The organism is Marivita cryptomonadis (genome assembly GCF_002115725.1).
In the GTDB taxonomy this organism is placed as follows: domain Bacteria; phylum Pseudomonadota; class Alphaproteobacteria; order Rhodobacterales; family Rhodobacteraceae; genus Marivita; species Marivita cryptomonadis.
Map to the genome: position 1 here is coordinate 16,911 of NZ_JFKD01000023.1, position 25,650 is coordinate 42,560.

Sequence of the window (25,650 nt, forward strand, 5' to 3'; positions counted from 1 at the left end):
CGGCGTGTGCTTGGCGTGCGTCCATGCAAGCGACGTCAAAACCCAGATCGGTCAGGCCATGGAACAACCATGAACTCCAGCTGCCGGTCTCAAGACCAACTTTCTCAAGTTGTTTGGCGTAGGGGTGCAGCACTGTGGCAATGTCTCTCGGATTGGTCGGCACTTTTCCGCGCCAGACGCACTTTCCAGACACATCAGCGATATGAACCTGCGTCTCTTTCTTGGACACATCAAGGGCGGCAAACATGGGCATAGGGGTATCTCCTTCAAAGCTTCTATCCCTGCAGCTTGCACCATCCCTCCGATCAGCGCCGCCGCGATTACCTCATGTCTCAACCGAGGATCAGACCCCCCTGCCCCAGTCGCAGGCCCTGAAATCCGCAGGCTGCGCCGAGATCCATGAAGAACAGGCCTCGGGCGGCAATCGTGCGCGGCCGGTGCTTGCGCGGGTGTTGGAGCGCATCGGCAAGGGCGACACGCTGGTCGTCGTGCGAATCGACCGCCTCGCGCGATCCCTCTCGCATCTGCTGGAGGTGATCGAGCGGCTGGAGGCGAAGGGAGCCTTCTTCCGCTCGCTGACCGATCCGATCGATACGTCCTCTCCGCAGGGCAAGTTTACCCTGCAGGTCCTGGGCGCTGCGGCCGAGTTCGAGCGCGCCCTGATCCGGGAACGCACCAAGGCCGGCCTCGCCAGCGCGCGCACAAAGGGCCGCGTGGGCGGGAACCCTGGGCTGCGTGCCAAGGACCCTGCTGCTCTTCGCAAAGTGCGGCTGGCGCGACAGGACGGCTATATGGAGCGTCTGAACGAGACTGCACAAGATTGGGTGCCCCATGTGCGCCGGTTGCGCCCCGACTTGGCCTGGGAAGACGTGGTGCGCATCATCAACGGCCCCTTGCCCGAGGCGCGTCGCTGGACCCAAAGCCGTCTCTTGCGCGCTGTGAAGGCCTATGTCCGCAACGGCTTCCTGCCTGCCGAGGTGCTGGCCCGCGCCGGGCGCCACGAAACGGACGACCGCCTGCCCGCCATCGTCGCCGCCATCAAGGGCGCGGATCCGGGCATTACGCTCCAGGCGATCTGTGAACGGCTGGAATCTATGCGCGAACGCACACCACGTGGACGCATGAGCTGGCAGCCGTCGTCCGTGAGGATGCTGCTGGAACGGGCGGAGCGAATTGGGTTGTTGGAGTGAGTTTTGGCGGAAAGCCTGTTCATCACTTCAGGCTAATTCACAAATCAGGCTGGAACGTTAGCGGCACAGTGATTTAACCTTGCAAATCTTCCACGTGATGGAGTAATTGCAAGGTATGTATATGCGCCAAACTCATCAACTTGTGCAATCCGCGCTTGCGAACCAAGCCGCTATTGTGCTCCTCGGTCCCCGGCAGGTTGGGAAGACCACGCTTGCTCTCGACATCGCTTCGGAGCAACCATCGGTATACCTTGATCTTGAACGTGACGCGGACCGGCAGATCCTGACCGAACCAGATCTCTATCTGGATGAACAAACGGGAAAACTCGTCATTCTCGACGAAGTGCAGCAGATGCCCGGCCTCTTCAAGAGCCTGCGTGGTCAGATCGACCAGCGCAGGCGGGCCGGGTTTCGTACGGGGCAGTTTCTGCTTTTAGGGTCAGCCTCCAATGTTCTCCTGCAACAATCGGCAGAGTCCCTCGCTGGAAGGGTCCGGTATATCGAAATGCCCCCTCTGCAACTTACCGAGGTTGGGGCTGATCAGTTGAATGCGCTCTGGTTACGTGGTGGCTTTCCTGAGAGTTTCTTGGCTGCCAGCGATCAGGCCAGCATGGACTGGCGTCTAGATTTCCTGCGCACCTATCTGGAGCGTGACATCCCTGCCCTCGGGCCGCGTATTCCAGCCGCAACCTTGCGGCGCTTCTGGACCATGTTGGCGCATGTGCAAGGCGGCCTGCTGAATGCTGCTGCCCTCGCAGAGGGGCTCGGTGTGTCGGGCCAAACCATCGGTCGTTATCTCGATCTGCTCGTCGATCTCATGCTGGTGCGGCGGCTGCAGCCCTGGCATGAGAATGTCGGCAAACGCCTGGTGAAATCGCCAAAAATCTATGTGCGGGACAGCGGGATCGTTCATGCGCTGTTGAGTATTGGTACAACCGAGGGCTTGCTCGGGCATCCTGTCGTCGGCGGCAGTTGGGAGGGGTTCTGCATCGAGACCCTTCTTGCCGCGGCGCCCGCCGGCACCGAACCCTTCTTCTATCGCACCTCTGCCGGAGCCGAACTTGATCTGGTTTTGCGTTTGCCGGGTGGCGACATCTGGGCCGTCGAGATCAAGCGCACGACAGCGCCGAAGGTTTCTCGTGGTTTCCACACCGGCGCAGAAGACGTCAAAGCCAACCGGAAGCTGCTGATCTACGCCGGAGAGCGTGATGTCCCCGTGGCAGAAGATATCCGGGCAATACCTCTCGAACAGGGAATTGGGCTGTTGAGAGCGCTTTAGCGCAGCGCTGGCTTTTCTCGCTGCGCGCCTGCGCGAGTTCAAAGGTATTTTCTTGTTTGGGTCAGTTTCAACAGAGTTTCCAATTTTCCTTGGTATCTTTCTCGACCGCCGGACGTCTCCCGGTGCGGCCCTGTTGCATGGAATGCACATGGCAGGTGTCAAGCGACACTTACTTTTACGACCTAAGGCGACACCCAGTTTTACGAGGTGTCGCGCAACGAAGCGGCCTCGGGAGCGTGCGCTGCCGTCAACTCGCAGAGCGAGACTGATCAAGCGTGCATCCGGGTCCGGAGGTCTTCTTCGTTTAGGGTGCACCGACGGTGCCGCGGGTCACACCCCATCGATCAGGATGTCCAACGCGCGCTTCAACGCGTCGCGCTGGTCCGCCAGAGACCCAACCCGGTCTAGCAATTCTGCCCTCGGAACTGCGGCGAGCTCCTGAACGCGGACAATCCACGCAATCCCGTCATGGTCGACAGCAGGCGTAAGGCCTGGGAAGGCAGCATAACGTCCTGCCTCGCGCAAGGGCGCAACGATTCTGGTTGCATCGATTCCAATCAGGTCGGTTTGCAGATCCACAACCAGCTGCCCTCCAGTGAGGCGGAAAAGATCGAATTGTGCCATCCTGTCCTCGTCTCAGAAGCTGCGGAAGCCAGCTAGGGGCAAGCCTTCTTTGGCAATCTCCTCGGCATAGGCATTTATCGCGGATTGGTTCGCCTCACGCCAAAGACGATTGCGTTCGACCTTTGCGGCCTCGATGATCGCCGCTTCGGCGAGGCGCGACATGTTGAGACCGAGCGATCGAGCTGTTTCCGCGACCTCGGCATCCAGCGTCAGATTGACTTTCACACGACCCATATCGATCTCCTGGAAAATACGTATGAAAAAAGAGCATAAATCAGGCGCCCTACTGGAGCAAGACCAGAGCGACGCAATCGCCCTGCCCACCCATGTCGCTTGCTCCGGCACGCTTGACCGGCTGGTTGACACCGCCCGCGATTACGCGCGCGTTTCTCGCGACCACCTCTGATAACAGCAATGTCGCGCAAGAAGACGACACCGACAAAAAGGAGGCCACGACACCGCGCAACGACATCGATACTTGATCACGCCGCCACAAAACGGCATCTTCTAAACATGTCATCGCCAACCACGAGCAATGTAGCGCAATCCCATCAGCAATGTCGCGCTACACGCTCTAACTCCGCCCTGAATGGCGGGGCCTGCGAGCGGGATCGCAAGGGTCACAAAAAAACCACGCCGGGATCGGCGTGGTTTAGTTTTACAGCGGTTTGATATCCAAGGAACTAGATATCATCTGAGTTTAGAGCAACGAGCACGCTGTAGGATCTACATCAAGAGTTGAGCGTGAAGATGTGTCAAGAGCATGCCAGAGAAAAACGCGAAGGTGTAATCACACTCGGTCATGCTGTTCCAATAGTACAACAACATATTCGTATTAACTCCCTACGGGTGTTAACCACGGAGAGAGCCGGGAGTGTCCGGCGCGTAGAGCGTGCCGCTCACATCAATGCAAAATCATCGCAACAGTAGCTGGGGTGTGGACAGACTAACGAAGTGCTTCAAGCATGTCTGCTGCGACATCTTCCCAGCTCCGCAGTTTTGCAGCCATAATTTTTTCCTCCAAGTTCTTGCGCAGACCATCCTCGGCAAGCAGCCTGTAGACTGTTGCCGTCATTGCGCTGATCGAATGAGGGTCGAAGTACAGCACCATGTCTCCGCCAACTTCAGGTAGTGAACTGGTCTCAGACACCACGGCTGTTTTGCCGTAACTCAGGCTCTCACCGACTGGCAGTCCCCATCCTTCAAGAAAACTTGGCATCGCCGTAAACAGGCAATTTTGATATAAAAATTCCAGTTCTTGATCTGATGGACTGTAGACTCTCTCCACCCATCCATGCAGGTTACCTGTCTGAGCCATCATGTTGTCAAAATCGTCATTGAGCCAGCCTCGATTTCCGGCAAAGACAAGCTTGGGCAGTTCGATATCATCTCGATGACGTAGGCGATCCCAAACCTGCGCGAGACCCCACATGTTTTTACGTGCCTCCATCGTTCCGACGCATAGGACATAAGGTCGTTTCAGCAGGCCGCGAATTTTATCGTCAATATGGGTTGCTTGGGCCAGTCGTGAATGCATGTCTTCATTTCCCGGTGTAGTGGGATCTCGTTCCTGTGCTGGCAGCGTGGTAATCTTGGCTGTGGCGAGGGGCACCACATCAATCCTTTGGTCTGTTCCGGAAGAGTTTAGGAATTCTCTAAGGTCCTGTGCTGTGGCCTTGGAATTGGCGAGGTAGCTGTCAACGAAACCTGTCGTTTCAAATAGCCAGTCATAAAAAATCAATGACTGCTTGTTGCCCGAAATCAGTTCAGGCGCTTTGATCTGAATAAGATCGTGGATCAAGAAATTGCATGTAATGCCCTGAGATTGTGCTTTTTTCATCGGCTTGAGCGGGGTTGACCAAGACGCATCTGCAAGAATGAGATGATCCCCTGGCTTTGCTACTGCAAAAAAATCCTGAAAGGGCTTCTGAGGATGAGAAGGTGCCTTGGTGGCTTTGGACGTTCTGGCTGATGCCTGCCATTCTTCCAGAGTCGAGTTGCGTTTCTCAAAATGCCTGTGGTTCCCTAATGCAGCGTTAAGATTGCGAATGGCTGCGTGCAGGGTTCGCTTGATTGGTTTGTGTCCATAGCGCTCCAAGGTTGGGCGTACATAAGTCGGTTTCTTGAGATGAAGCCCGGCACTTAACGCTTCTGTTGACAGCACACCGCCTATCGTGTCGATGGCTTGATAGGATACCACGTTGTAGGCATCGGTTGTTGCATCGTGGAACGACAAGAATACTTTCTCGCCACCAATCTGGCGCGCCGTGTACTCAATCAACATTACAGTGACCCGTTGAATTCCGGAAAGGCGGCGGCGTTGCTCTATGTAGGCCCGCAAATTTGTTACATCGAAGAACACGTGTCGCACGTCGGACCTCCCAAATCACACGGAGGGTCTAATGCCCCCCTGCCCTTGCTTTGGCAAGCTGGTGGGCTGCAAGCTCCGATCCATTGTGGAACCCCACGCAATCAACTACAGGGGCAGTATGACAGAAACCACGTTCTACCATGCTTTTGAAGCGGCCTTTCGAGGGAGCCGATCCGAGATTCTTGGTCGTTTGCAGGGGTATGGTCCCTTTGTCTCGCCGCTGTCACAAAGTGGGATATCAAGGTCAGCGTTGGATTTGGGGTGTGGACGTGGAGAGTGGCTGGAGACCCTCAAAGGTTTCGGCTTTGACCCCTATGGCGTGGATCTCGATGAAGGCATGTTGGCAGATTGCGTTGCTGCAGATCTTCCGGCAGAGCGACGGGATGCTCTTGAAGCGCTTGCCTCGACCGAGGATGAGAACCTCGGCATCTTGTCGGCCTTTCACCTGATTGAGCATTTGCCCTTTGATGCGGTGCGTACCATCGTCAACGATGGGCTCCGTGCATTGGCACCGGGTGGCCTTCTCATTTTGGAAACGCCAAACCCTGAGAATATCGAGGTCGGTACTGTTACCTTTCACAATGACAGTACGCATGTTGCGCCTATCCCCCCCAACGTCTTGAAATTTCTGGCCGAGCACGCAGGCTACGCAAAGATCAAGTTGCTACGTCTGAATGCAAGTCAGCTGCAGGATCCGAACGCCGTAGGATTGAGTGATGTCCTGTTCAAGGCCAGTCCTGATTACGCATTGGTGGCCCAGAAAGCGGGTCCTGATAACGTGATGGCGGCGATTGAGGCAGCATTTGCCACAGCAACGGGCCCATCTGCCCGGGACCTGGCTGAGGTCTATGACAAGGCGCTCAGTGAGTTGCGTCGTGAAAACGAGGGCCTTCGGAGCCGCCTCGAGATGCATGACATCCAGATCGCCCAGCTCAAAAAAACCAAGAAGACCCGGTTTTATTATCGCTCCAAGAAAATTCAGAAGCTCGACAAGCAGATCAAACACTGGCTGGATATGCGACGGGAGCGCCGCCGTCTGAAGATGGCTGACGCGCGACGGTCTGCATCGCGTCTCGTGGCTGAGATCGATCGGACACAGCCATGGGCCCCCGTCTCCCTGCGAGATGCGCTGTGTTGGCGGATAGAGGGGCCGATCGACAGCAGCTACAGTTTGGCGCTCGTCAACCGCGAGTTCGCGCGTGCGCTTGAGCGTCAGGGCGTACAGGTGCAGCTCAAATCCACAGAGGGACGGGGCGAATTCGATCCGGATCCTGAGTTCCTTGCCGCCAATCCGGACATTGGTGCCATGCTGGCGGCCAATTTTGATCCAGTCGATACGGTCAGCAGAAACATGTATCCGCCACGGGTCAGTGATATGCTAGACCCTCTGCCGGGCCTGCACTGTTACGCGTGGGAAGAAACAGGGTTTCCCCCAGACTATATTACATCTTTCAATGATACGCTGCGGTATCTGACGGTAACGTCAGACCATGTTCGCAAGATCATGATCGATAATGGAGTTTTTGTTCCGGCTTACACCGTGGGCAACGGTGTGGATCATTTTGAGACAATAGCGCCGGAGCCGGTTGATGATATACCTCAGGCGGGTCGGCTTTTCTTGCACGTCTCTTCCTGTTTTCCCCGCAAAGGAGCCGATGCGCTTTTGGCAGCTTGGGCGCTGGCGTTCACAAACCGGGATGACGTGGCGCTGTTGATCAAGAGTTTCCCGAACCCTCACAACGACATTGCCGATCAGATCGCAGCGCTGCGTTTGACTCATCCCGATCTGGCTCCGATCGATCTGATCGACGGGGATCTCAGCGACGGGCAGATGCGCACGCTTTACGGGGCCTGTGATGTCGCGGTTTTCCCGTCGCGCGCGGAAGGATTTGGGCTGCCTGTGGCGGAAGCACTCTTGATGGGCAAGCCGGTGCTCACCACGGGCTGGAGTGGCCAGATGGATTTTGCCGACCTGCCACTTGTTCAGAAAATCGACTATCGCTTTGAGCAGACCCGGAGCCATCTGGAAACAGGTCTCAGTATGTGGGCGGAGCCGGATCGCAACCATATGGCTGAACTGATGCGGCAAGCGGCCAAGGCCCCTGCCCCGACAGACACAGAGCGCGCACAGACGCGGGAAGCTCTTTTCGAGAGGTTTGGCTGGGACAGGGTAGCTGAACGCAGTGTCGCGGCTCTGCGTCACGCTGCAGCGCGTCCCCAACCAGTGCCACCGCGGGTCGGATGGGTGACAAGCTACAATGCGCGCTGTGGGATCGCGACCTATTCCGAGCATCTGATCCGCTATCTGGGTCTGCCAGTGCATGTCTTGGCGGCCTATGCCAAAGACCCGGTCATGTCAGACGCGTCTCTGGATGAACCCATCACACGGTGCTGGAAGCAGGGTCGTGATGACGAATTATCAGACCTCTTATCGGCAATCCGGGTGGAAGACCTGCAGACGATCTTGATCCAATTCAACTACGGGTTCTTCAACTTCACCCATCTCGCGACGCTGATCGAGGCGTTGAAAGAGGACGGTCGGCAAGTGGTCATGACCTTGCATGCTACGGATGACAGCCCACATCCGCCCGAGACCCAGCTTGCCTCGATCCGAGAGGCACTGGCGCGATGCGACCGAATTCTGGTGCACAAGGTGAGCGACGCGAACCGGATGAAGGATCTTGGTCTTGTCGAGAATGTCACGCTCTTCCCGCATGGCGTGTTGCCGGTGATCAGCCCCCCTGCCCTACGCAAGCAGCCTGAGACAGCGCCCTTTACGATCGGAAGTTATGGTTTCTTTCTTCCCAATAAAGGGCTGCCTGAATTGGTGGAGGCCGTGTCGATCTTGCAGGCCGGAGGCCGCAATGTGCGGCTGCGCATGATCAATGCGGAATACCCTGTCGGGGACTCGCGAGACTTGATCGGAAAGGTCAAAAGCCAGATCAAGCATGCGGGACTGGGTGATGTGGTTGAGGTGGAGACACGGTTCCTGCCCGATGAAACCGCGCTTGAAAAGCTTGCCGAGTGTGATCTGATCGTCTTCGGGTACCAGCATAGCGTGGAGTCGGCCAGTGGCGCGGTGCGCTACGGCTTGATCTCAGGCCGTCCGGTGGCTGTAACCCCGTTGGACATATTCTCGGACGTGTCGCCATATTGCATAGCGCTGCCCGGGATCGCTCCGACGGACATGGCACGGGGGATCGCCACCATTATTGACCGAATGCGGGGAGAAGGCGCGGATCTGGACCCTGAATTGCAGGATATGCTGGACAGGTCCCGGACGCATTTCTCTGAGCGCTCCTATGCAGTGCTCGGCCCTCGCCTCAAGGGCATGATGACGGCGCTTTGGGATGATCAGCAAAACGGCCTGCGCCACTCGCTCAGATGAACGGTACGATCTGACCCATGCGATCCTGCTCACAGGCCCCGCCGTTCAGGGCGGGGTCAAATTTCTGCCCGCAGCTGCTGCTCAAAGACCTTTTTCTGCCTTGTAGAGCGCCCAGGCTTCTTCAATCACAACGCCTTGCTGCACCCCCCGATATTTGGCTTCGGCGGCGATGTCTTGCGCAACATCGGGCATCACCTTGGCATGTACTTGTCCTGTGCGTGGGCTGGGTTTGCGACCACGCCGCTTCTTGGCGTCACGATCTACAAACCCATGTTTCTCTGCAGCTTCGTCCGAGCGAGCGACAGTTTGTGGGCTGCTGTCCTTGGCTTTGCTGCGCAGCTTGGCTGGTGAGATCGATATTCCGAACGGGTTCTTTTCAGACATCTTCAGTCCTCTCCCGCAAGACGTTTGTAGACCTGCATCGCAAAGGCGTGCGCATTGTCGCGTGCGCCATCCATGTTTCCCTGTGCCGGCATGGTATGTAGGTCCCCACCGAACGCAAAAAGTCCGGAAAATGCCGCGCGCTCCATCAATGGAGGATCAATCATGTCCACGCCCTGTTCCCGCAGGGATGCCTCGATCCCCTTGTGCTGTTTGGATTGGATCGCCTTGGTCATGGTGAAAATGACAGCATGTGGAATTTTGCGGTCGAGGGCTTCTTCTTCTTCTGCAATGAGTTGGAGCGCACGGGCCCCAATGGTCGCATCAAGTGTTGTGGCCCGCATCGGGGTCAGGACCAGATCAGCTTGACTGATCGCGCGGGATACCAGTCGTGAGGCAACCCCTTCGAGATCAACGATCACAACCTGACCATCGCTGTCATGTGCCTTGATGGTGCGCACAATATCGGCTTCGGAGATATCTGACAGCACTTTGATTCTGGGGGGGAGGTCCGATTGAGTGGCCCACAGCGTGAGTGACTTGTTTGGGTCGCAATCCAGCATTGTTACGGGTACGCCCTCGTGCGCCAATTCTGTGCCAAGAAGCACGGCAGCCGTGGATTTTCCCGCCCCTCCTTTGGGTGACGCGATGACGATGGCCGGCATGAATCCTCCTGATATTTTCTTGTTGCCACAATAACCAGGTAAGCAAGAATATCCAATTTTTATTTTTATCCAGTAAAAAATTTTACCGGATAAAATATGTTACCGGATATATAAGAAAACCGGGTATTTATTAATATCGGGTATTTAAAAATACTGGATAATCGTAAATATCCGGTTATTTTAATTATCCGATTTCAGCAAATACCTGGTAGTTATGAATATCTGGTGAAAAATAGAGGGGCGCCCCAACAGCGACAATCGGACTGCTCACCATTGTCATTTGGAGCGTTCGTTCATGACCGAGAGAAGTCCGATCCCGCGGCCAGTTGCCAGGAAGGGCGCCGGACATGGCGTAATTTTACCAGGCTGCCGCGCTAGCCAGGTCGTTCAGGGTGGGGTTAGAGCGGACGTTCTTGCTGCTCTGTACACTGGCGAAGAATACTGGCGTCGAATACTGGCGAAGCACGGCGATCGGCGGGCCGCCAACCGACCCTGCGCAATATGACGGCGACCAAAGAACGCCCTTCCAGAAACAGCGGTGCGGCCCACCATACTTTTGCGCCAGCCGCCTGCTGGACACGCCTTTCAGCCTGTTCACCAGTTTCGAGCCAGCCACCTTCGGAGGGCAGTTGTTCCATCCCGGATGATCAGATAGCCCCTCGTCGGTCAGCACTTTTCATGGCACGCTGGGTTCTGACCGAGGCGCGGGACGGGAGAGCGATATGCTGATCAAGCTTCACAGCCAGGCAACGACAACGCCGAAGGTCAGGGCGGCGATACAGGCCAGCAGTCCGAAAGGTATGGGCGCGCTTGGAACAAGAAAATGGGCATGCGATCAGTGCGGCTTCGTCCACCACAGGGACGTGAATGCTGCCCGCAACATTCTCGCGCTCGGGCATGAGCGTCTCGCAGGAGGAATGCCCGACCTTTAGGGCGGGCAGGATGTCAAGAAATATGCGCAGCTTTCTGGTCTCCACATTCAAGCGGTTGTTGAAGGTCACTCTTTCATCGGATGGAGACATCCTGGAAAGACGTGTTCTGCGAGAGGGGCAGGGCGTTTATTTTGGGCTCGCCCAGGCAGGGCGCCGTGTCTTTGTGGTGGAGAGAAACCTTGATATCAACAAGCGCCCCATGACCTTGGGCGCTCCGAAAAACGTTATTCGAGCATATGTCAAATCTCCCAGGGGTGGCATGATACGCACCCCTGTCTGCTATGGCTCCAGCGCCTTCGATGATCTGCACCAGATTACATACGACCAGCAAAATCTGTTTGTCACATCGGCACGACATCCCTTCCTTCTGAGACGGTCGATTTGGGGCAAGAGCATTCAGGGACTCGACCTTGAGGCGGTGGTCCCTGCCCATCTGCAAAGACCGGATGCCAAGCGAAAGGATACATACCATTTCAACTCGGTCAGCGTTGACAAAGAGAGCCTGCTGGTCTTGTCCCACAACTGGGACCGGCCCAGCTTCGCGCTGCGCCTCTCTTTGCCGGCTGCAAGGCGTGGAAAAGCTGTTCGGACAGCATGGTACGAGGGGATCGGGACGTGTTGTCACGATATCCTGGCTGCAGGTGGGGCGATCTGGAGTCTGGATAGCGGCGGCTCCGCACTTGTCAGGATAGATCCCGCAAACGGTGCCTTGAAGCGCTTTGTCTTAAAGAGCCAGGCCGGTGATCCGTTCCCACGTGGACTGGGGCGTTGGGACAACATGTTACTTGTCAGTTATGGCTTTAACAGTGATGATCGTGCGGCACGAATGGAGAGTGGGTCCATGCTGGCGCTGTTCGATCTGACCCAGCAGCGCTTTACAAAACATCTCGATCTGGGAGCCCATGGAAATACCTGCGCAATTCTAGCGCTTTAGACATGCTGCCATTGCGCCCGAAAATGAATTGGCCTCCCGCTCATCCCATGCTTTACGTGTCTGTTCATATACCAAAGACGGCAGGCACCAGCTTTGCCAAGGCCTTGGGGCAGGCCTTTTCCGCAGATGAGCTCTTTCTGGACTACCGGCACGCTCGGGACCACGCCGGGATTGCCGCGCAAGGTATCAGCGCGGTCGAGACACACCGCGCCTGGCTGTCGCCAAGCTGGCTGGATCTCGTGCGGCGTTACCGTCAGGATCTGAACGCCATGCCGAACACGTGCCGGCTGGTGCATGGACATTTCCCGGCGCGCAAATATCATCGGTTCATGACGTGGCGTGTACCGTCTTACATCACTTGGGTCCGGGACCCCTTTGCCCGCGCGATATCCAATTATTTCTACTGGCAGACGTTTGATCCTCATACAGTGCCGGACCCGCTGGTCCGGACGGTCCTGTCGGAGGGTTGGAGCCTTGAGGACTTCCTCTTTCATCCAGCCTTGCGGGATTATCAATCACAGTTCCTGCGCGGCCTGCCATGGCACAAGATCGATTTCATCGGTGTTGTGGAACGGTTTCCGCAGGATCTGGAGAGGCTGTCGAAGATGATCGGACGCCCGCTGGATGTGTTTATGGAAAACACCGGGCCTGTTTCGGGGGCGGGCGAAACCCATGGGGGGTTGCGCACCCGGTTCATGGAGTTTCACCAGGTTGATGCCGCACTCTACCGTTTCGCTGTCGAACGCTCCTGCCGGGAGGGAATCTGACGATAGGGTTCGGCTTTCACACAGGTCGCCAATGCGACGTGCCGACAACAAAAATGTGTTTGGCCAAGTGCGTAACGTGGTTCTTCTCACGGTATGAGTGGTGTGCCAGCAAGATGCTCGCTCCAGCAGTCGAGGTTGGGGTGTGGCTTATGCGACACATGGTTTTTCAAAGAATTCAACAGTTAAAGAAGGTCATCTGTGGGTATGGAATTCGCGCTACAAATGCTCTTGTCCGGTTGTATGAAACCGTATATCACCATTACCAAGTCGAGCCCAAAATCTGTCCAGCGAGATGGCTTTTGAGTAACTGCTTGTTGAACTGGGCTTTCGGGTCCTAAACACTGAAGGAAAAATTCATGGCGTTAGATCTGTCCACACTGACCCCGCAAGAGCAAGTCGCATCCCTGTTCGTTGGGTATTTTGACCGTGCACCTGCGCCGTCAGGTTTGAACTACTGGGTCGGCGAGCTCACCAGCGGCAACATGACGATCACCGAGATTGCCGCCTCGTTCGGAAATCAGCCTGAGACAACCGGTTTGTACCCCCTGCTCGGCGCTCCTAACCTGGCCACTCAGCAAGGTTACCTCGATCTTGTGACGGACATTTTCAACAATCTGCTTGGCCGGGATCCGGCGAACGGCCTCGACAACTACTACGTTCAGCAGTTGATCGGTGGTGCCGACATTGGCCAGGTGATCGTAGACATCATCAGCGGCGCTCAAGGTGCGGACAAGGCGCTTCTGGAGAACAAAATTGAGGTGGGTCTCGACTGGGCTGCTGAAGCCCTCGATAACAACATCGCGACATCAACCAATCCGTTGTCAGAAGTCGTTAATGGGCAGCTGATCATTCTTGATGAGGCGGCTTATAACAGTGCGCGCAGTGTTCTTGACAATGTGACCGATGATCCAGCGACCGTTGCTGCTGCAAAAGCTGAAACAGCAGCATTTATGGCTGCCAGCACATATATCCTGACCAACGATGTGGATGTTGCGAGCGCAAATGTATTCAATGCGCAGCCCGCATACACGCCGGGTGGAACTGATTTCATCAATACGCTGCAAGATGAAGACGTTCTGACAGGTACAGGTGACAACCCGACTTTGAATGCCATCATCGGCACAATTTCTGAGGAAGGCACTGAATCCGAAATCGCGCCGACGCTCAATGGGATTGAGACAGTCAATCTGAGGGTGACAGATAACGACGTTCAAAGGCTTGATTTTCAGGATGCGACAGGTTTGAAGAACCTGAACGTCAACCGTATTACAGACACCGGTACGACCCTTACACTGGATAATTTGGCGGCGTCCACAACTAGTGTCAGTGTGTCCAACGCGACAACAGATGGAGAGGTGCATTTCCTGTGGCGTGAAGATGAGCTGACCGCTACAGACAATGAACTGGATCTAACCCTCGATCAGGCGCGTCTCGGTGGAAATCATTCGACTTTTGGCCTGACAATTGGTGAAACAGGCGATTCAGCGGAAGATCAGGGTTATGGTTTTGAGACTGTAAATATTCAGATCGATGGATCTTCCAATATCGACCGTATGCTCGTGGGTGCGAACTCCGAAGAAGATACGGAAACAGACACGGATCAGACAATCAATGTGTTTGCTGACGCTGCTCTTGAGGTCAATGATCTTGTTGCGGATGGGGCTGAGTTCATCAACCTGACGGCGAATGCTGACGTTCAGATCATGGCAGATGAAGACAATCTTCTGGATGCCAACAACGATGGTATTCAAACAGCTGACTTGCAAGAGTTGACCATTATTGGTGCTGCAGATGTGTCAATCGATGGCCTTGACGGCGATACAAGCTGGAATGGCACGCTGGGCGATACGAACAATGGTGATGGTGTCACTGTAGATGCTTCCACTATGACTGGTGATCTCCAGTTGGGCGCAGACATGTTGGGTGATGATGAATCTTCGGTCACCTCTGGCTTCGGAGATGATGAAATCATTGCTTATGATGGTCTTGCCGGTGATGTTGCGACAAATGCTGGCGAAGATTATGTCGGGGTTGATCTGTACATGTATGGCACCGCCAGCATCGCGACTGGGGATGATGACGACGAGGTCGACGCTGCGGGTGTTGACATGCAGGCTTTGGCAGATGTTGAAGCCAACGCAAATTCTTCGTTTGGAGAGGCGCTGGCCGCATCGATCGACACGGGTGCTGGTGACGATGTGGTAACCGCTGCCAATCTGCAAGGTGCAAGTGATTGGAATAACGGTGATTTGCTGGACAGCAATGTGGACGATACTTTCTTCATTGTCGGCGCGAGCATTGTGACTGGCGACGGCAATGATGACGTCATGTTTGATACCGCTTCTGAAGGTGCTGTGATTAACACCGGGTCTGACAATGATCTCGTTTCGGTTTTGTTTGACGGATCAACCACTGTTCTGGCCGAAGACACTCTTGATACTCGCGAAGTCGATCTTGGTGGTGCCCAAGATTTTGCAGGCGCACATCTGATGCTTGGTGCGGGTGATGACATTGCTGGGTTCGAGGAAGAAGACTCCACTTCTGGGGATGCAGCATCAACAATCGTTGATACCGATGCGCATCTTGATGGTGGCGCGGGCGCAGACATGATGAATGTAGTTGCCCTTGATGTGGTGAACGTCACGGCGATTAACTTGGGGCTTCTCGGAGATGAAAATGGTGAAGCTTTCAACACCTATGTGGATGGTGTCGAGACTCTCAACCTGACCGTTGCAAACCAAATCATTGATGACGCCAACCTTGATGTCAGTGAAAATGACGACAAAGACACAGACGGTCAGATCAATGTTGACGTGCTGCGGTTCGATGGTGATCTCGCAACCCTCAATCTTGTCTCCGAAGAGCAGGCGCTGGAAGAATTTGTTCTGAACTCTCAGGAGCAGTACCAGGCAGGTACGGCCACGAAGTTTGTGGTCAATAACCTGCGGGAAGATGTTGCTGTTAGCTTGTCCGCAAATGAAGCGACAGGTGTGAATAGTGGTTTGCTGGAAGATGACAGCGTCACAGATGTTACATTGCTCGTTGACTTGGCAGACGCGTCTGGGAATGATGACACATTCACTTTGGATGTGGGTGCGCCGAACGCAACCTATGCAGGCGCGGACAACGTCGATCTAAACCTCGAAATGGGAGAGACTTCTTCGTTCCCAGCTGGCAAGGTTGCGGACACCGACTACATGGCCGAAAATGTCGTTTTGAATTTTGCTTCAGGCTCGCATGCTGTGGATCTGAATGGCTTCGGCGACGATGACTTTGCCAATAGCGATGAAAATGTCCTCACATTCCTGCAGTGGCGCAATATCGATCCAATCAACAATCAGCTGGAATCTGCCTACAATGCAGCGCTTGCAGCAGATTTGGCTGATGGCACCAATGATGGTTTCGTGGGTCAGGGTGTTCAGATCGAAACCTCTCTGACTATTGCAAATACAGAAGCTGGTGAAGCATACACTGTTGTCAATGTGAATGCAGATGCGATTCAAATCACTGGTGGTGCAGCGGTTGATCTGACTGTTGATGCTACCAATGATTACGACGTCATGACGGGCACCGCTGATGACCTTGTCAACATGACCGCCGATGTCGTTGATGATGAGGACATGATCGACTTGGGTGCTGGTCGCGACACTCTTGTTATCGCTGGCAACAATAGTATGGGTTTCGACGACACCGTTCAAACTGAAAACGATGAAGTCTGGATCAATAAATTCGGGATCGAGATCCTCGAAGTTGATACTGATGTGACAAACCCTGCAGCAAATAACAAAATTGCTGGTTCTTACTATATCGTACTTGATGAAGAAGCGTTCGATACTGGTATCGACACGGTTAACTTTACTGGGATGGGCGATGTCGATCATACAGTGGTTATTGGTGAAGATTTTGATGCTTCGTCTGTGACACTGGATGTGGCCGAAGATACAGGCAATGTTGCCCTGATCCTCCGCAATCTGCAGGACACCCAGGTCACGCTGGTGGATGGCCTTGATATGTTCGCAGATGGTGGCGCAGCATTCTTGCTTGATGACGAATTTGATCTTGCTGGTGTCGATCTTGCACTAAAGGTTGCAAACGATGAAGCGCCGACAACCATCATCAATGGTGATGGCAACTTGACCGCTGCTGACGGCACTATTGAGCTTGAAGTGGAAGATGGTACATCGGGGGAGTTCGACAGCATCACACTCGTCGACAACTATGATCAAGCAGCTGGCGCAGATAATGGTGCTATCACGCTGACGACTGCTGACGACTGGACGAAAAATGACGTCATGTTTGTCATCGATGCATCTGCTATCACCAACGATGATCAGGATAATGGTGCCGGTACAGATACCCCAGACGATGGTATCATTGGCGATGACGAATACGCTGCATCTATTCTTACTGGTGGTGTAACGATTGACGCAAAGCTCGAGACTGATTCTTCGCTTCTGATCGCTGGGTCGGAAAACAACGACACCATCACCGGTGGTGAGCAGAGTGATGAGATTAGTGGTGGACTGGGCGATGATACTATTTACGGCAGTGCCACGGGGGCTGTAATCGCAGGCACTCCGATGGTGAACACCGTTACAGTTGCAGCCGACACCTATAATACAGGTGATGAAGTCACAATTACCGTAAATGGTGTGGACTTTACTTATACCGTTTCGGGTGGAGACGTTGTTGCAGATGTCACCAATGGATTGATCGCTGCGCTGAATAACGCGGATGTTGATACAGATGCCGATGCAGACATTGGGGCTTCAACTACCAATGCAGCAACAGGTGTGATCACCATTACAGGCATTGATACATCCAATGGTCTGAATCTTGGCGAAGAGTTCACTGTGTCTTCCAGTGCGACAAACTTTCCAGGTGTAAAAGAAGTCACTACAGTTGAGTTGGCAGACGAGACCTATGACGCTGGCGATTTGGTGCGTATTACCGTTGACGGCGTCGACTACGACTATGTTGTCCCCGCCGATGGCACAACGCGTGACACAATTGCAACGGCTCTGGCAATTGATATCACAACAAACTCACCAACCGCATCTGCTGTGGCTTCAAATGGTACGGTGACTGTCACTGCGGATGATGTTGGTGATCCCATGGCCGTGTCATCGAGTGTTATTGATGAAGATCCTGTTGTGCAGATCAGCGAGACGGATATCACAGGTCTGCTTCTGGGTAGTCAGCTTGATGTTACAATTAATGGTGACACGTATAGCGCGGTATTTAATGTTGACGCGACTACAACCGCTGACAATTTCGCTACCACCTATAGTGCGGCCATTTTGGCTAATCATGGTGTTACCGTTACAGATGCTGCGGGTGTTCTTACATTCACAGGTGCTGCTGATGGGACGTCATTCACTGTAAGTGCGAATGGCAGTGTCATATTGCCTGGTGATACAACCACACCAACAGTTGGTGACACGGTTACTGACAATACCGATGCCAGTGTAGGAATTGTAGCTGGTGCTGAAGCCGCCGGTGCAGACGCAAATACACCTCCAAGTGTTACAGATGATGTAGACGGTGTAGCGGCTGTCATCGCAGACGAAAGCGCTGGCGACGTTCTGAGTGGAGATGTGGGCAACGATACCATCTATGGCTATGGTGGTGATGACACCATTGACGGTGGTGATGGTGATGATAATCTCTTCGGTGGTGATGGTGATGACTTGATCGTCACGGGTACTGGAAACGACTCTGTTGATGGTGGGGAAGGTTCAGACTCCATTGATCTGAGTGGTTCGACAGGTACATATGATGCCGGCAATGGGGTATTCATTGGTCGCGACACGATTATCTACTCGACCGAGGCAGAATCTCAGACAGTTCTTGGTGGTGGTACTGGAGTGGACGCTGTCACTGGGTTCAACGTTGGTACTCTCGTGACTACAGGGACTGATGCCGATGGAGCCGGCTTTGATGACACTGATGAAGGCGACTTGATTGATTTGAGTGGTTTTGTCGGTGCCGGCTTGGCTGATGGAGACGGGGTTGCTGCCGGTAATCAGTTTAACTTCACAACAGCACTGGAAGCCGAGAATGCCTTGACTGGTATTAATAATGAGGTTGTCTTCATCTCCAGCCAGAACCTTCTGGTTGTGGATACGGATGGCAATGGTCTCATTGAAGAGTCTGACTTCCAAGTGGAACTGTCTGGTGTGACGTCTCTGTTCGAAGATAACTTCTTGCTCTAAGCGTTGCGCTACTCCTTCTAAGGGGGAGATAAAATTTAAACCCCCGGCTTTCGTCGGGGGTTTTGCTTTCCAAGCGTGCGAAGGGTGTGACCTTTGCGTTATCCTGTTACTTCTATCCTCACTTCAAAAGGTGATCATCATGACCGGCACTCCCAAAGTGACCATCGACGGTAAAGAATATGCATTGGATAGCCTCTCCTCGGCTGCCAGAACTCAAGTTAACAACCTGCGGGCTGTTGATCAGGAGATTGCGCGCCTCAAGCAGCAGCAAGCCATTGCACAAACTGCTCGGAACACATTCGCAAAAGCCTTGCAGGCTGAACTCCCGAAGAACGCGTAATTAAGCGAGTACGAATGATGCCTATCTAAGGCTTGGGATGGTCCGGTGTCGAGATGGTGTCTGGGCTCAGGTAGGTCGAACCGCCAGTCACTTTGTGATGTGCACATTCCACGCCAATCGGCGGCCCTCACAGAGGGGTATTTGTTCAGGTAAAGACGTCTGAGCATTGGTCTAAGATATGTACACGTATTTCTGGCTTGCTTGTTCGTTTGCTCGTAGAGATGATGCGAATTGCTTTAAGAGACCGATATGTGTACAAATTCACGTGGTAAAATCGGGATGGGCGAACAATTTTTTTCGTCGATCTGCGATTTGTGAAAGGGCCCAGCTCCATGGAAGCAACGTCACCCCTTGCAAAAGCGTATGGCCGGTTCAAGGCGATCATCTTTGCCACTGTCATCTTCAGTTTCTTCTCGAACCTGCTCATGTTTGTCGGGCCGCTCTACATGCTTCAGGTCTATGACCGCGTGTTGGCCAGCCGGAACGAGAATACGCTTCTGATGATCACCGGCATCGCGGTGTTGTTGCTGATCACCTACGGGTTCCTGGAATTCATACGATCCAAGATGCTTGTGCGGGCAGGATTGCAGTTCGACGACATGCTGGCGAACCCGGCCTTCAATCGTGTTGTGCGCAAGCAGCTTGCGGCGCCGAACTCGGGTGCGCATGCAACGCTGCAGGATGTGGATCGGGTTCGGGAATTCTTGACGGGGCAGGGGATCCTCGCGTTTTTCGACGCACCTTGGGTGCCTTTGTTCCTGGCACTTTGTTTCGCGTTCCATCCTTGGCTGGGTTTCGTGGCGACCGGTGGTGCGCTGATCATCTTCGTTCTGGCGCTGACCAATGAATTTGCGACGCGCGGTCTTTTGCAGGATGCGGGTAACGCCAATATCGGTGCTGCGCATTTCGTCAACACGACGGTTCAGAACGCAGAAGTGATCCGTGCGCTTGGGATGGAAAAACCGCTGACCAATCGGTGGCTCAAACAACATGACGATGTGCTGGCTGCTCAGGCAAAGGCGAGCGGGCGGGCCGGGGCGATCATGGCGTCCACCAAGTTCGTACGCATGTCCTTGCAGATTGCCATTCTGGGCACTGGCGCCTACCTGGCGATCCATCAACAAATCTCACCCGGCATCATGATCGCCGCCTCGATCGTTATGGGCCGTGCCCTTGCGCCAGTGGAGCAGGCTGTTGGACAGTGGAAGCAGTTTGTTGCAGCCCGCCAAGCGCACAAGAGGCTGACGGATATCTTCGCCGCGCTTGATGACGAAGAAGATCGCATGCAGCTGCCGGCTCCCAAGGGTAACCTCGCGGTGCAAAATCTTTTTGCCACAGCTCCCGGGACAAAAACCGCTCTTCTGAAGGGCGTTTCCTTCAGCGTGACACAAGGAGAGATATTGGCGATCATTGGCCCGAGTGGATCGGGCAAGTCAACCCTGGTGCGGCACATTGTTGGTGCCATGCAACCCGCATCCGGAGCAGTCCGCCTGGAGGGAACCGAACTGCACCACTGGGACCCGGACCAGCTGGGTCGATACATGGGATATATGCCGCAGGACGTGAAGCTGTTTCGTGGCTCTGTCGCAGAGAACATCTCGCGTTTTCTGAATGATGTTCAGGACAGTGAAATTGTCGCTGCCTCGACGCTATCGGGGGCGCATGACATGATCCAGACGCTGAGTGATGGCTACGATACCGATGTAGGGGATGGTGGGAACGCATTGTCTGGAGGGCAGCGCCAACGTGTCGGACTTGCGCGGGCAATTTTCCGCGAACCCAGCCTGATCGTATTGGATGAGCCAAATTCAAATCTCGACTCGATGGGAGAACAGGCGCTCATCGCATGTATCCAGGAGTTGAAGAAGCGTGGCAAAACCGTGGTTCTTGTCACACACAAGACCAACTTACTGGCCTTGTCTGATAAAGCTTTGATGTTGGTGAACGGAGCGGTCGAGAAGTTTGGGCCAACACGTGAGATTTTTGGTCAGGCGCAGCAAGGCCAGCCCAATAATGACGGGCCCGCCGCCAAACCGACACCGGCCATTGTCAACATGACAGACACGTCCCGCGGATGACACATACGTCCCTGGATCAGACCAACACGTACCGCTCTTGAGGAGCTTGATGCCAAATGGTGAAGAAACCTAGCCCGAAACCCGTTGCTCTTGCGGGCTACGTCCTTATCTTTCTGACTTTCGGGGTCTTGGGAAGCTGGGCAGCCGTTGCCAAACTGGACAGCGCCGTTGTGGCGCCTGCCATCATCTCTCTGGAAGGCAATCGGCGTGTGGTTCAGCATTTCGAAGGCGGGATTGTCGAAGACATTCTCGTCGCCGAGGCGGATACAGTCGAGCAGGGGGATATCCTGTTGCGCCTGAGCGCCGTCGAAGCGCAGTCCAATCTCGAGGTTCTGTCCACCCGTCTGGATGTGTCGCGCATGATTGAGGCGCGGCTTTTGGCGGAGCGGAAGCTGGCGCCTGACGTCGTGTTCCCAGCTGACCTTGTGTCCGGAGACAATCAAGTGGTGGTGGCTGTCAGGGACGACCAGACCGATCTCTTCCGGGAAGGCAGGTCGATCCTTAAATCACAGGAAGATATCCTGCGGGCGCGCCGGGAACAGATCGAGGTGCAAATCGAAGGTCTGGAATTGCAGAAATCTGCCTTCCAGCGCCGCATCGACAACTATACCGAAATGCTGGATCGGATGCGCGACGGAGAAAGCCGTGGTCTCATCCAGGGCAACGTGCTCAGTCAGCGGGAAGACGAGATGATCGAGATCGAGGCCAATCTCGGGAAGGTCATCTCGGAGATCGCTCAGGCGCGCGCCAGTATCGGTGAGACTGCCCTGCAAATTCTGCAACTGAACCAGGAATACCGTCAGAAAGCCAATACCGAGCTCGAGCGGATCCGCGCCGAGATCAGCGAATTGCAGGAGCGGCGCAAGGTTGCCATCGATGTTCTGAACCGAACCGAGATCCGGGCTCCGGGGTCGGGGACCATCCAAAACCTCAAGGTGCACACGGTCGGGTCCGTGATCCGTCCCGGCGATGTGCTGATGGAGCTGGTGCCCGAGGATGAAGAGCTGATCATCAACGCCCGCGTGTCGCCGATCGACAAGGACAACGTGGCACCTGGTCTGCTTACAGAAGTGCGCTTCACTGCGTTCAAGACCAAGCTGACGCCGATCATGCTGGGCTCGGTGGAGAGCGTGTCGGGGGATGTTATCACTCCGGACAATCCCAATGATCCGCCGTACTTTCTGGCGCGTGTCGCGGTGGATGAGAATGACATCCCCGAAGAAATCCGGGATCGTATCACTGCAGGCATGCCGGTGGATGTGATCATAACAACTGGCGAGCGCACCGTGGCGAACTTCATCGTATCCCCGTTGATGGATGCCGTGCGCAAAAGTATGATCGAAGAATAACGTCTCGCTCCAGGCGCCGTCGGCGGGTTGTCCGGGGCCGAAGAGCGCGTACAGATCTCATGCCCGGCTTTCCGCGTGACGGACCAAGCCGGGCATCTCTTGTACTTGGTCTTTTACGCGGTCAGCTCGAAGCTTTCAAAATCGCTGCGCAACCCAATGGTTGTGACGACGCCGCCGTCATCAAGGCTCCAGCTCATAAGATGCAAAGGGGCGTTTGGATTGTTCACGACCGTATCAAAATCCAGGAATACGTAATCGTCGTCTGTTTGGACGACCTCAAAATTGTCCAGACGGTCGAGCATGAAATGAATAAATGCGGCAGCGTCCTTGTCAAAAGCGCGTTTATCACTTTCGGCATCTGCAAGCGACACTGCCGTGTCAATGAGTGTCTTGATGGAACGGTCTGCCGCGAGCTGTGGCAAAGGGGTCCAGGGCACGATTTCCATGTTGTTGTCGAGTGCGGTGTCTGGCGAAGAAACACCTGGCCCGATTGGCGTGGAGGTATTGTTCGTGACCTCGAGGATGTCGAAAGAGGCGAAAAATATCTCCCCTTGAACGACGAAGCTCTCAAGGGATGTCTGCCAGATTTGAAGCAGATCCTCGACCCCTTGAACAGAGATCGTCACCAGATCCTTCGTGTTCTGCTCAGTGTCACTCTTGGGAAGGACATAGGGCAGGTCTTGGGACGCAACGCTGTCCGGTGCGGACAGCGTGGAGTTTTCAGGTGACGTATCGGCGATGATCCTGGTGCCGAAGGCCCCGCTGATATCGCTGTTTTGCGGTGCCACAAGACCTGCCATCTTGACGGCCTGATCCATTGCAAGAGGGACCGATGTCGCTGCACTGACCTGGCTTGCCGTCAAGCTCTGCTCAAGGGGGGCGTCCAGTCCCCAGATCGAATTTTCGGTCTGACCCGCATCCAAAAGGCCTGAGGTGGCATCCGTTGTGACAAGGACCTGACCCAACACAGCCAGTGCATGCTCCGTCTCTTCCAGGATGTCTGCAAGCGGTTCGGTCAAGCTGCGTTCAGAGACCAGTCCAAGAGCGAAAGCGATGGAGCTCAATCCCAAACCAAACGAATTGGGCGCAATAGCCAGCCCGGAGTGGCTTACCATGTCTTTTGGGGCCATGCTGTTGGGTTGAAACGAGGATGCTGCCTTATGATCCTGCATGGGACCTGAATCGTCCTCTTTTTGAGGGACATAAACGGGACCGTGCGGTGTGTCGGGGCGTGCAGTTTCGATTGCATTCGAAAATTCAATGAGCGTGTCCGCAGAAGGTCGACCAGCGTCATCGTCGGGGCTGTTCACCGGCAGAACAAGCTCCTCGGAGGCCAGGAGCAAGCTCCAGACCAGGGCTGCGAGGATTGTCGAGGGGTGCAGGCGCAATGTGCCACTTCGATCAAAGCGGACAACTGTATGTCCCGCCATGATCGTGTCGTCCGAAGGGGTTTGGGGCAGGGCGTTGCGGGTGAAATCCGATACAAGATCGTTGAAATCATGCCCCCTCAAAGGGTGCTGAAGGTTTGGATTGTCAAGAAGATAGAGGCCATCAATCCGGCAAAAATGAATGAAGACGTCACCTGATTCGTGACAGAAGACGAACCACGGGTCGCCCTCATCACTGAGGCCGCGGTCAATCTCAATGGCAATGCCTGCGGCCTGCAAAAGCGCCTTGACGCGAAACAGGTTTGCCAGCTCCTGATTGCTCCAGTCACGCACCGACGGCACATCTGCGCGCGTGTGCCATGAGGTTTTGGGTCTGTCGAGTTCGATCGCGCCGTCGGGCGTTCTGTGGAACCGTACCGTTTCATCACGGTCTTCACAAAATCGATCGGTCGACAGGGCCGTATCCCTAGGTTTGAATGTCAGGATATCAGCCATAAAACACCAAGGTTGCGACGTGGAGGGTCAGGTGGGGTACCGCGGTCTGCGTGGAGGCTCCGAGCAGGAATAGCCTGGTATTTTTCGAGTCCCTACACCGTCATGCCGCGGTTTCGTCAAACAGAATCTTATAGGTTGTTGGTTGATAGTGGCGCAGAAGGATGCGCACGAATTCCCGCGGCTCCTGGCCCAAGGCCTGAGCCCACTCACCGTAGCGATGTTCTGGAATCTTGCCACGTCCCGTTTCAAGCTGTGAGATGAAGGTGTAGTAGTCCAAGGACAGCCGATCAGCCAGATCCCGTTGGGAAAGCCCTTGGTCTTCACGCATGGCCTTCAGCAAAATGCCCAGAGCAAGTCGTTGCTCCTTGCTTTCCTCGGGCGTTGTTTTGTGTAGCTCGGCGAGCATGAGCTTTCTCCTTGAATCACACCGGCGTGGCAGCGCCAAGTATGGAATTAGCACGTTTCATCTATACAGTATGTATAATATAGCCGGGATATTACCAATTGTAAAAGTCTTGAATTTTGCAAAGCAGGGTTTGCAGGTTCGCTTCGTTGCTCCAGGCCGCCGCGCTAGCCCCGCCGTTCAGGATGGGTTAGAGCGGAGGTTCTTGCTGCTCTGTACACTGGCGAAGAATACTGGCGTCGAATACTGGCGAAGCACGGCGATCGGCGCACCGCCAACCGACCCTGCGCAATATGACGGCGACCAAAGAACGCCCTTCCAGAAACAGCGGTGCGGCCCACCATACTTTTGCGCCAGCCGCCTGCTGGACACGCCTTTCAGGCTGTTCACCAGTTTCGAGCCAGCCACCTTCGGAGGGCAGTTGTTCCATCCCGGATGATCAGATAGCCCCTCGTCGGTCAGCGCTTTTCATGGCACGCTGGGTTCTGACCGAGGCGCGGGACGGGAGAGCGATATGCTGATCAAGCTTCACAGCCAGGCAACGACAACGCCGAAGGTCAGGGCGGCGATACAGGCCAGCAGTCCGAAAGGTATGGGGGCGCTTGGAACAAGAAAATGGGCATGCGATCAGTGCAGCTTCGTCCACCACAGGGACGTGAATACTGCCCGCAACATTCTCGCGCTCGGGCATGAGCGTCTCGCAGGAGGCATGCCCGTCCTTTAGGGCGGGCAGGATGTCAAGTCGGACAGGTTTGTGATCGGGTTGAGGGGGTGACCTCGCCGCAAGCTCAGGCTATGCGAAGAGCTGCGCTCGCACGCGGCGAGCACGCTCCCGGTTCCCACCCACTTTC

The 25,650-nt window shown here is 54.9% G+C and carries 18 protein-coding genes and 3 pseudogenes; 12 read left to right on the forward strand and 9 right to left on the reverse strand.

The window, feature by feature from the left end; genetic code table 11:
- The first annotated feature begins 245 nt into the window (after positions 1 to 245).
- Positions 246 to 1,190 carry a recombinase family protein gene (locus MCRY_RS19175; RefSeq protein ID WP_238939817.1) on the forward strand — a complete coding sequence of 315 codons (945 nt, stop codon included), beginning with the start codon at positions 246 to 248 and terminating at the stop codon, positions 1,188 to 1,190.
- A 115-nt stretch (positions 1,191 to 1,305) separates the two neighbouring features.
- Positions 1,306 to 2,469, forward strand: a complete 1,164-nt coding sequence (locus MCRY_RS19180) for an ATP-binding protein (protein WP_085632880.1) — start codon at positions 1,306 to 1,308, stop codon at positions 2,467 to 2,469.
- Between the two features lie 330 nt (positions 2,470 to 2,799).
- On the opposite strand, the gene MCRY_RS19185 is transcribed toward MCRY_RS19180, so the two are convergent.
- Both MCRY_RS19185 and MCRY_RS19190 read right to left on the reverse strand, forming a co-directional pair.
- Positions 2,800 to 3,093 carry a CcdB family protein gene (locus MCRY_RS19185; RefSeq protein WP_085632881.1) on the reverse strand — a complete coding sequence of 98 codons (294 nt, stop codon included), beginning with the start codon at positions 3,091 to 3,093 and terminating at the stop codon, positions 2,800 to 2,802.
- A gap of 12 nt (positions 3,094 to 3,105) precedes the next feature.
- Positions 3,106 to 3,327 (reverse strand): type II toxin-antitoxin system CcdA family antitoxin, encoded by a 222-nt coding sequence (locus MCRY_RS19190; protein WP_085632883.1) that lies wholly within the window; start codon positions 3,325 to 3,327, stop codon positions 3,106 to 3,108.
- A 22-nt stretch (positions 3,328 to 3,349) separates the two neighbouring features.
- Between MCRY_RS19190 and MCRY_RS23000 the strand changes: the two are divergent.
- A pseudogene (locus tag MCRY_RS23000) lies at positions 3,350 to 3,484 on the forward strand (integrase); the annotation flags it as partial.
- A 555-nt stretch (positions 3,485 to 4,039) separates the two neighbouring features.
- Here the strand turns inward: MCRY_RS23000 and MCRY_RS19195 are convergent.
- Entirely contained in the window at positions 4,040 to 5,464 is a 1,425-nt protein-coding gene (locus tag MCRY_RS19195) for a glycosyltransferase family 4 protein (RefSeq protein WP_138487841.1), read from the reverse strand.
- Positions 5,465 to 5,582: 118 nt separating this feature from the next.
- Between MCRY_RS19195 and MCRY_RS19200 the strand changes: the two genes are divergently transcribed.
- Positions 5,583 to 8,852 carry a glycosyltransferase gene (locus MCRY_RS19200; RefSeq protein ID WP_176234529.1) on the forward strand — a complete coding sequence of 1,090 codons (3,270 nt, stop codon included), beginning with the start codon at positions 5,583 to 5,585 and terminating at the stop codon, positions 8,850 to 8,852.
- A gap of 81 nt (positions 8,853 to 8,933) precedes the next feature.
- Here the strand turns inward: MCRY_RS19200 and MCRY_RS19205 are convergent, their stop codons facing one another.
- The 3 genes and pseudogenes from MCRY_RS19205 to MCRY_RS23435 form a co-directional block, all read right to left on the reverse strand.
- Entirely contained in the window at positions 8,934 to 9,236 is a 303-nt protein-coding gene (locus MCRY_RS19205) for a chromosome partitioning protein ParB (protein ID WP_085632889.1), read from the reverse strand.
- A gap of 2 nt (positions 9,237 to 9,238) precedes the next feature.
- Positions 9,239 to 9,898 carry a ParA family protein gene (locus tag MCRY_RS19210; RefSeq protein ID WP_085632891.1) on the reverse strand — a complete coding sequence of 220 codons (660 nt, stop codon included), beginning with the start codon at positions 9,896 to 9,898 and terminating at the stop codon, positions 9,239 to 9,241.
- A 451-nt stretch (positions 9,899 to 10,349) separates the two neighbouring features.
- Positions 10,350 to 10,523, reverse strand: a pseudogene (locus MCRY_RS23435) (transposase); the annotation flags it as partial.
- A gap of 175 nt (positions 10,524 to 10,698) precedes the next feature.
- Here MCRY_RS23435 and MCRY_RS23650 point away from each other — a divergent pair.
- From MCRY_RS23650 to MCRY_RS19250, 7 genes are all read left to right on the forward strand, one after another.
- Positions 10,699 to 10,830: a zinc ribbon domain-containing protein gene (locus MCRY_RS23650; protein ID WP_425320139.1), complete on the forward strand. Its 132-nt coding sequence runs from the start codon at positions 10,699 to 10,701 to the stop codon at positions 10,828 to 10,830.
- A gap of 22 nt (positions 10,831 to 10,852) precedes the next feature.
- Entirely contained in the window at positions 10,853 to 11,764 is a 912-nt protein-coding gene (locus MCRY_RS19225) for a hypothetical protein (RefSeq protein ID WP_085632896.1), read from the forward strand.
- Between the two features lie 23 nt (positions 11,765 to 11,787).
- On the forward strand, positions 11,788 to 12,531 hold the full coding sequence (locus MCRY_RS19230; protein ID WP_176234530.1) for a sulfotransferase family 2 domain-containing protein: 744 nt from the start codon (positions 11,788 to 11,790) through the stop codon (positions 12,529 to 12,531).
- 356 nt (positions 12,532 to 12,887) lie between these two features.
- A complete protein-coding gene (locus MCRY_RS19235; protein ID WP_085632900.1) occupies positions 12,888 to 18,746 on the forward strand; it encodes a DUF4214 domain-containing protein in 5,859 nt (1,952 codons plus the stop codon).
- A 139-nt stretch (positions 18,747 to 18,885) separates the two neighbouring features.
- Positions 18,886 to 19,086 carry a DUF6447 family protein gene (locus tag MCRY_RS19240; RefSeq protein ID WP_085632902.1) on the forward strand — a complete coding sequence of 67 codons (201 nt, stop codon included), beginning with the start codon at positions 18,886 to 18,888 and terminating at the stop codon, positions 19,084 to 19,086.
- Between the two features lie 332 nt (positions 19,087 to 19,418).
- Complete coding sequence (locus tag MCRY_RS19245) at positions 19,419 to 21,164, forward strand: type I secretion system permease/ATPase (protein ID WP_085632904.1); 1,746 nt, start codon at positions 19,419 to 19,421, stop codon at positions 21,162 to 21,164.
- A 56-nt stretch (positions 21,165 to 21,220) separates the two neighbouring features.
- Positions 21,221 to 22,513: an HlyD family type I secretion periplasmic adaptor subunit gene (locus MCRY_RS19250; RefSeq protein WP_085632906.1), complete on the forward strand. Its 1,293-nt coding sequence runs from the start codon at positions 21,221 to 21,223 to the stop codon at positions 22,511 to 22,513.
- A gap of 113 nt (positions 22,514 to 22,626) precedes the next feature.
- Here the strand turns inward: MCRY_RS19250 and MCRY_RS19255 are convergent, their stop codons facing one another.
- The 3 genes and pseudogenes from MCRY_RS19255 to MCRY_RS19265 form a co-directional block, all read right to left on the reverse strand.
- Entirely contained in the window at positions 22,627 to 24,396 is a 1,770-nt protein-coding gene (locus MCRY_RS19255; RefSeq protein WP_085632908.1) for a hypothetical protein, read from the reverse strand.
- Between the two features lie 100 nt (positions 24,397 to 24,496).
- Positions 24,497 to 24,802, reverse strand: coding sequence for a helix-turn-helix domain-containing protein (locus tag MCRY_RS19260; RefSeq protein ID WP_085632910.1), 306 nt, complete (start codon positions 24,800 to 24,802; stop codon positions 24,497 to 24,499).
- A gap of 177 nt (positions 24,803 to 24,979) precedes the next feature.
- Positions 24,980 to 25,216 (reverse strand): annotated as a pseudogene (locus MCRY_RS19265) (transposase); the annotation flags it as partial.
- Between the two features lie 175 nt (positions 25,217 to 25,391).
- On the opposite strand from MCRY_RS19265, the gene MCRY_RS23655 reads away from it, so the two are divergent.
- Positions 25,392 to 25,523, forward strand: a complete 132-nt coding sequence (locus tag MCRY_RS23655; RefSeq protein ID WP_425320140.1) for a zinc ribbon domain-containing protein — start codon at positions 25,392 to 25,394, stop codon at positions 25,521 to 25,523.
- Positions 25,524 to 25,650: the final 127 nt, after the last annotated feature.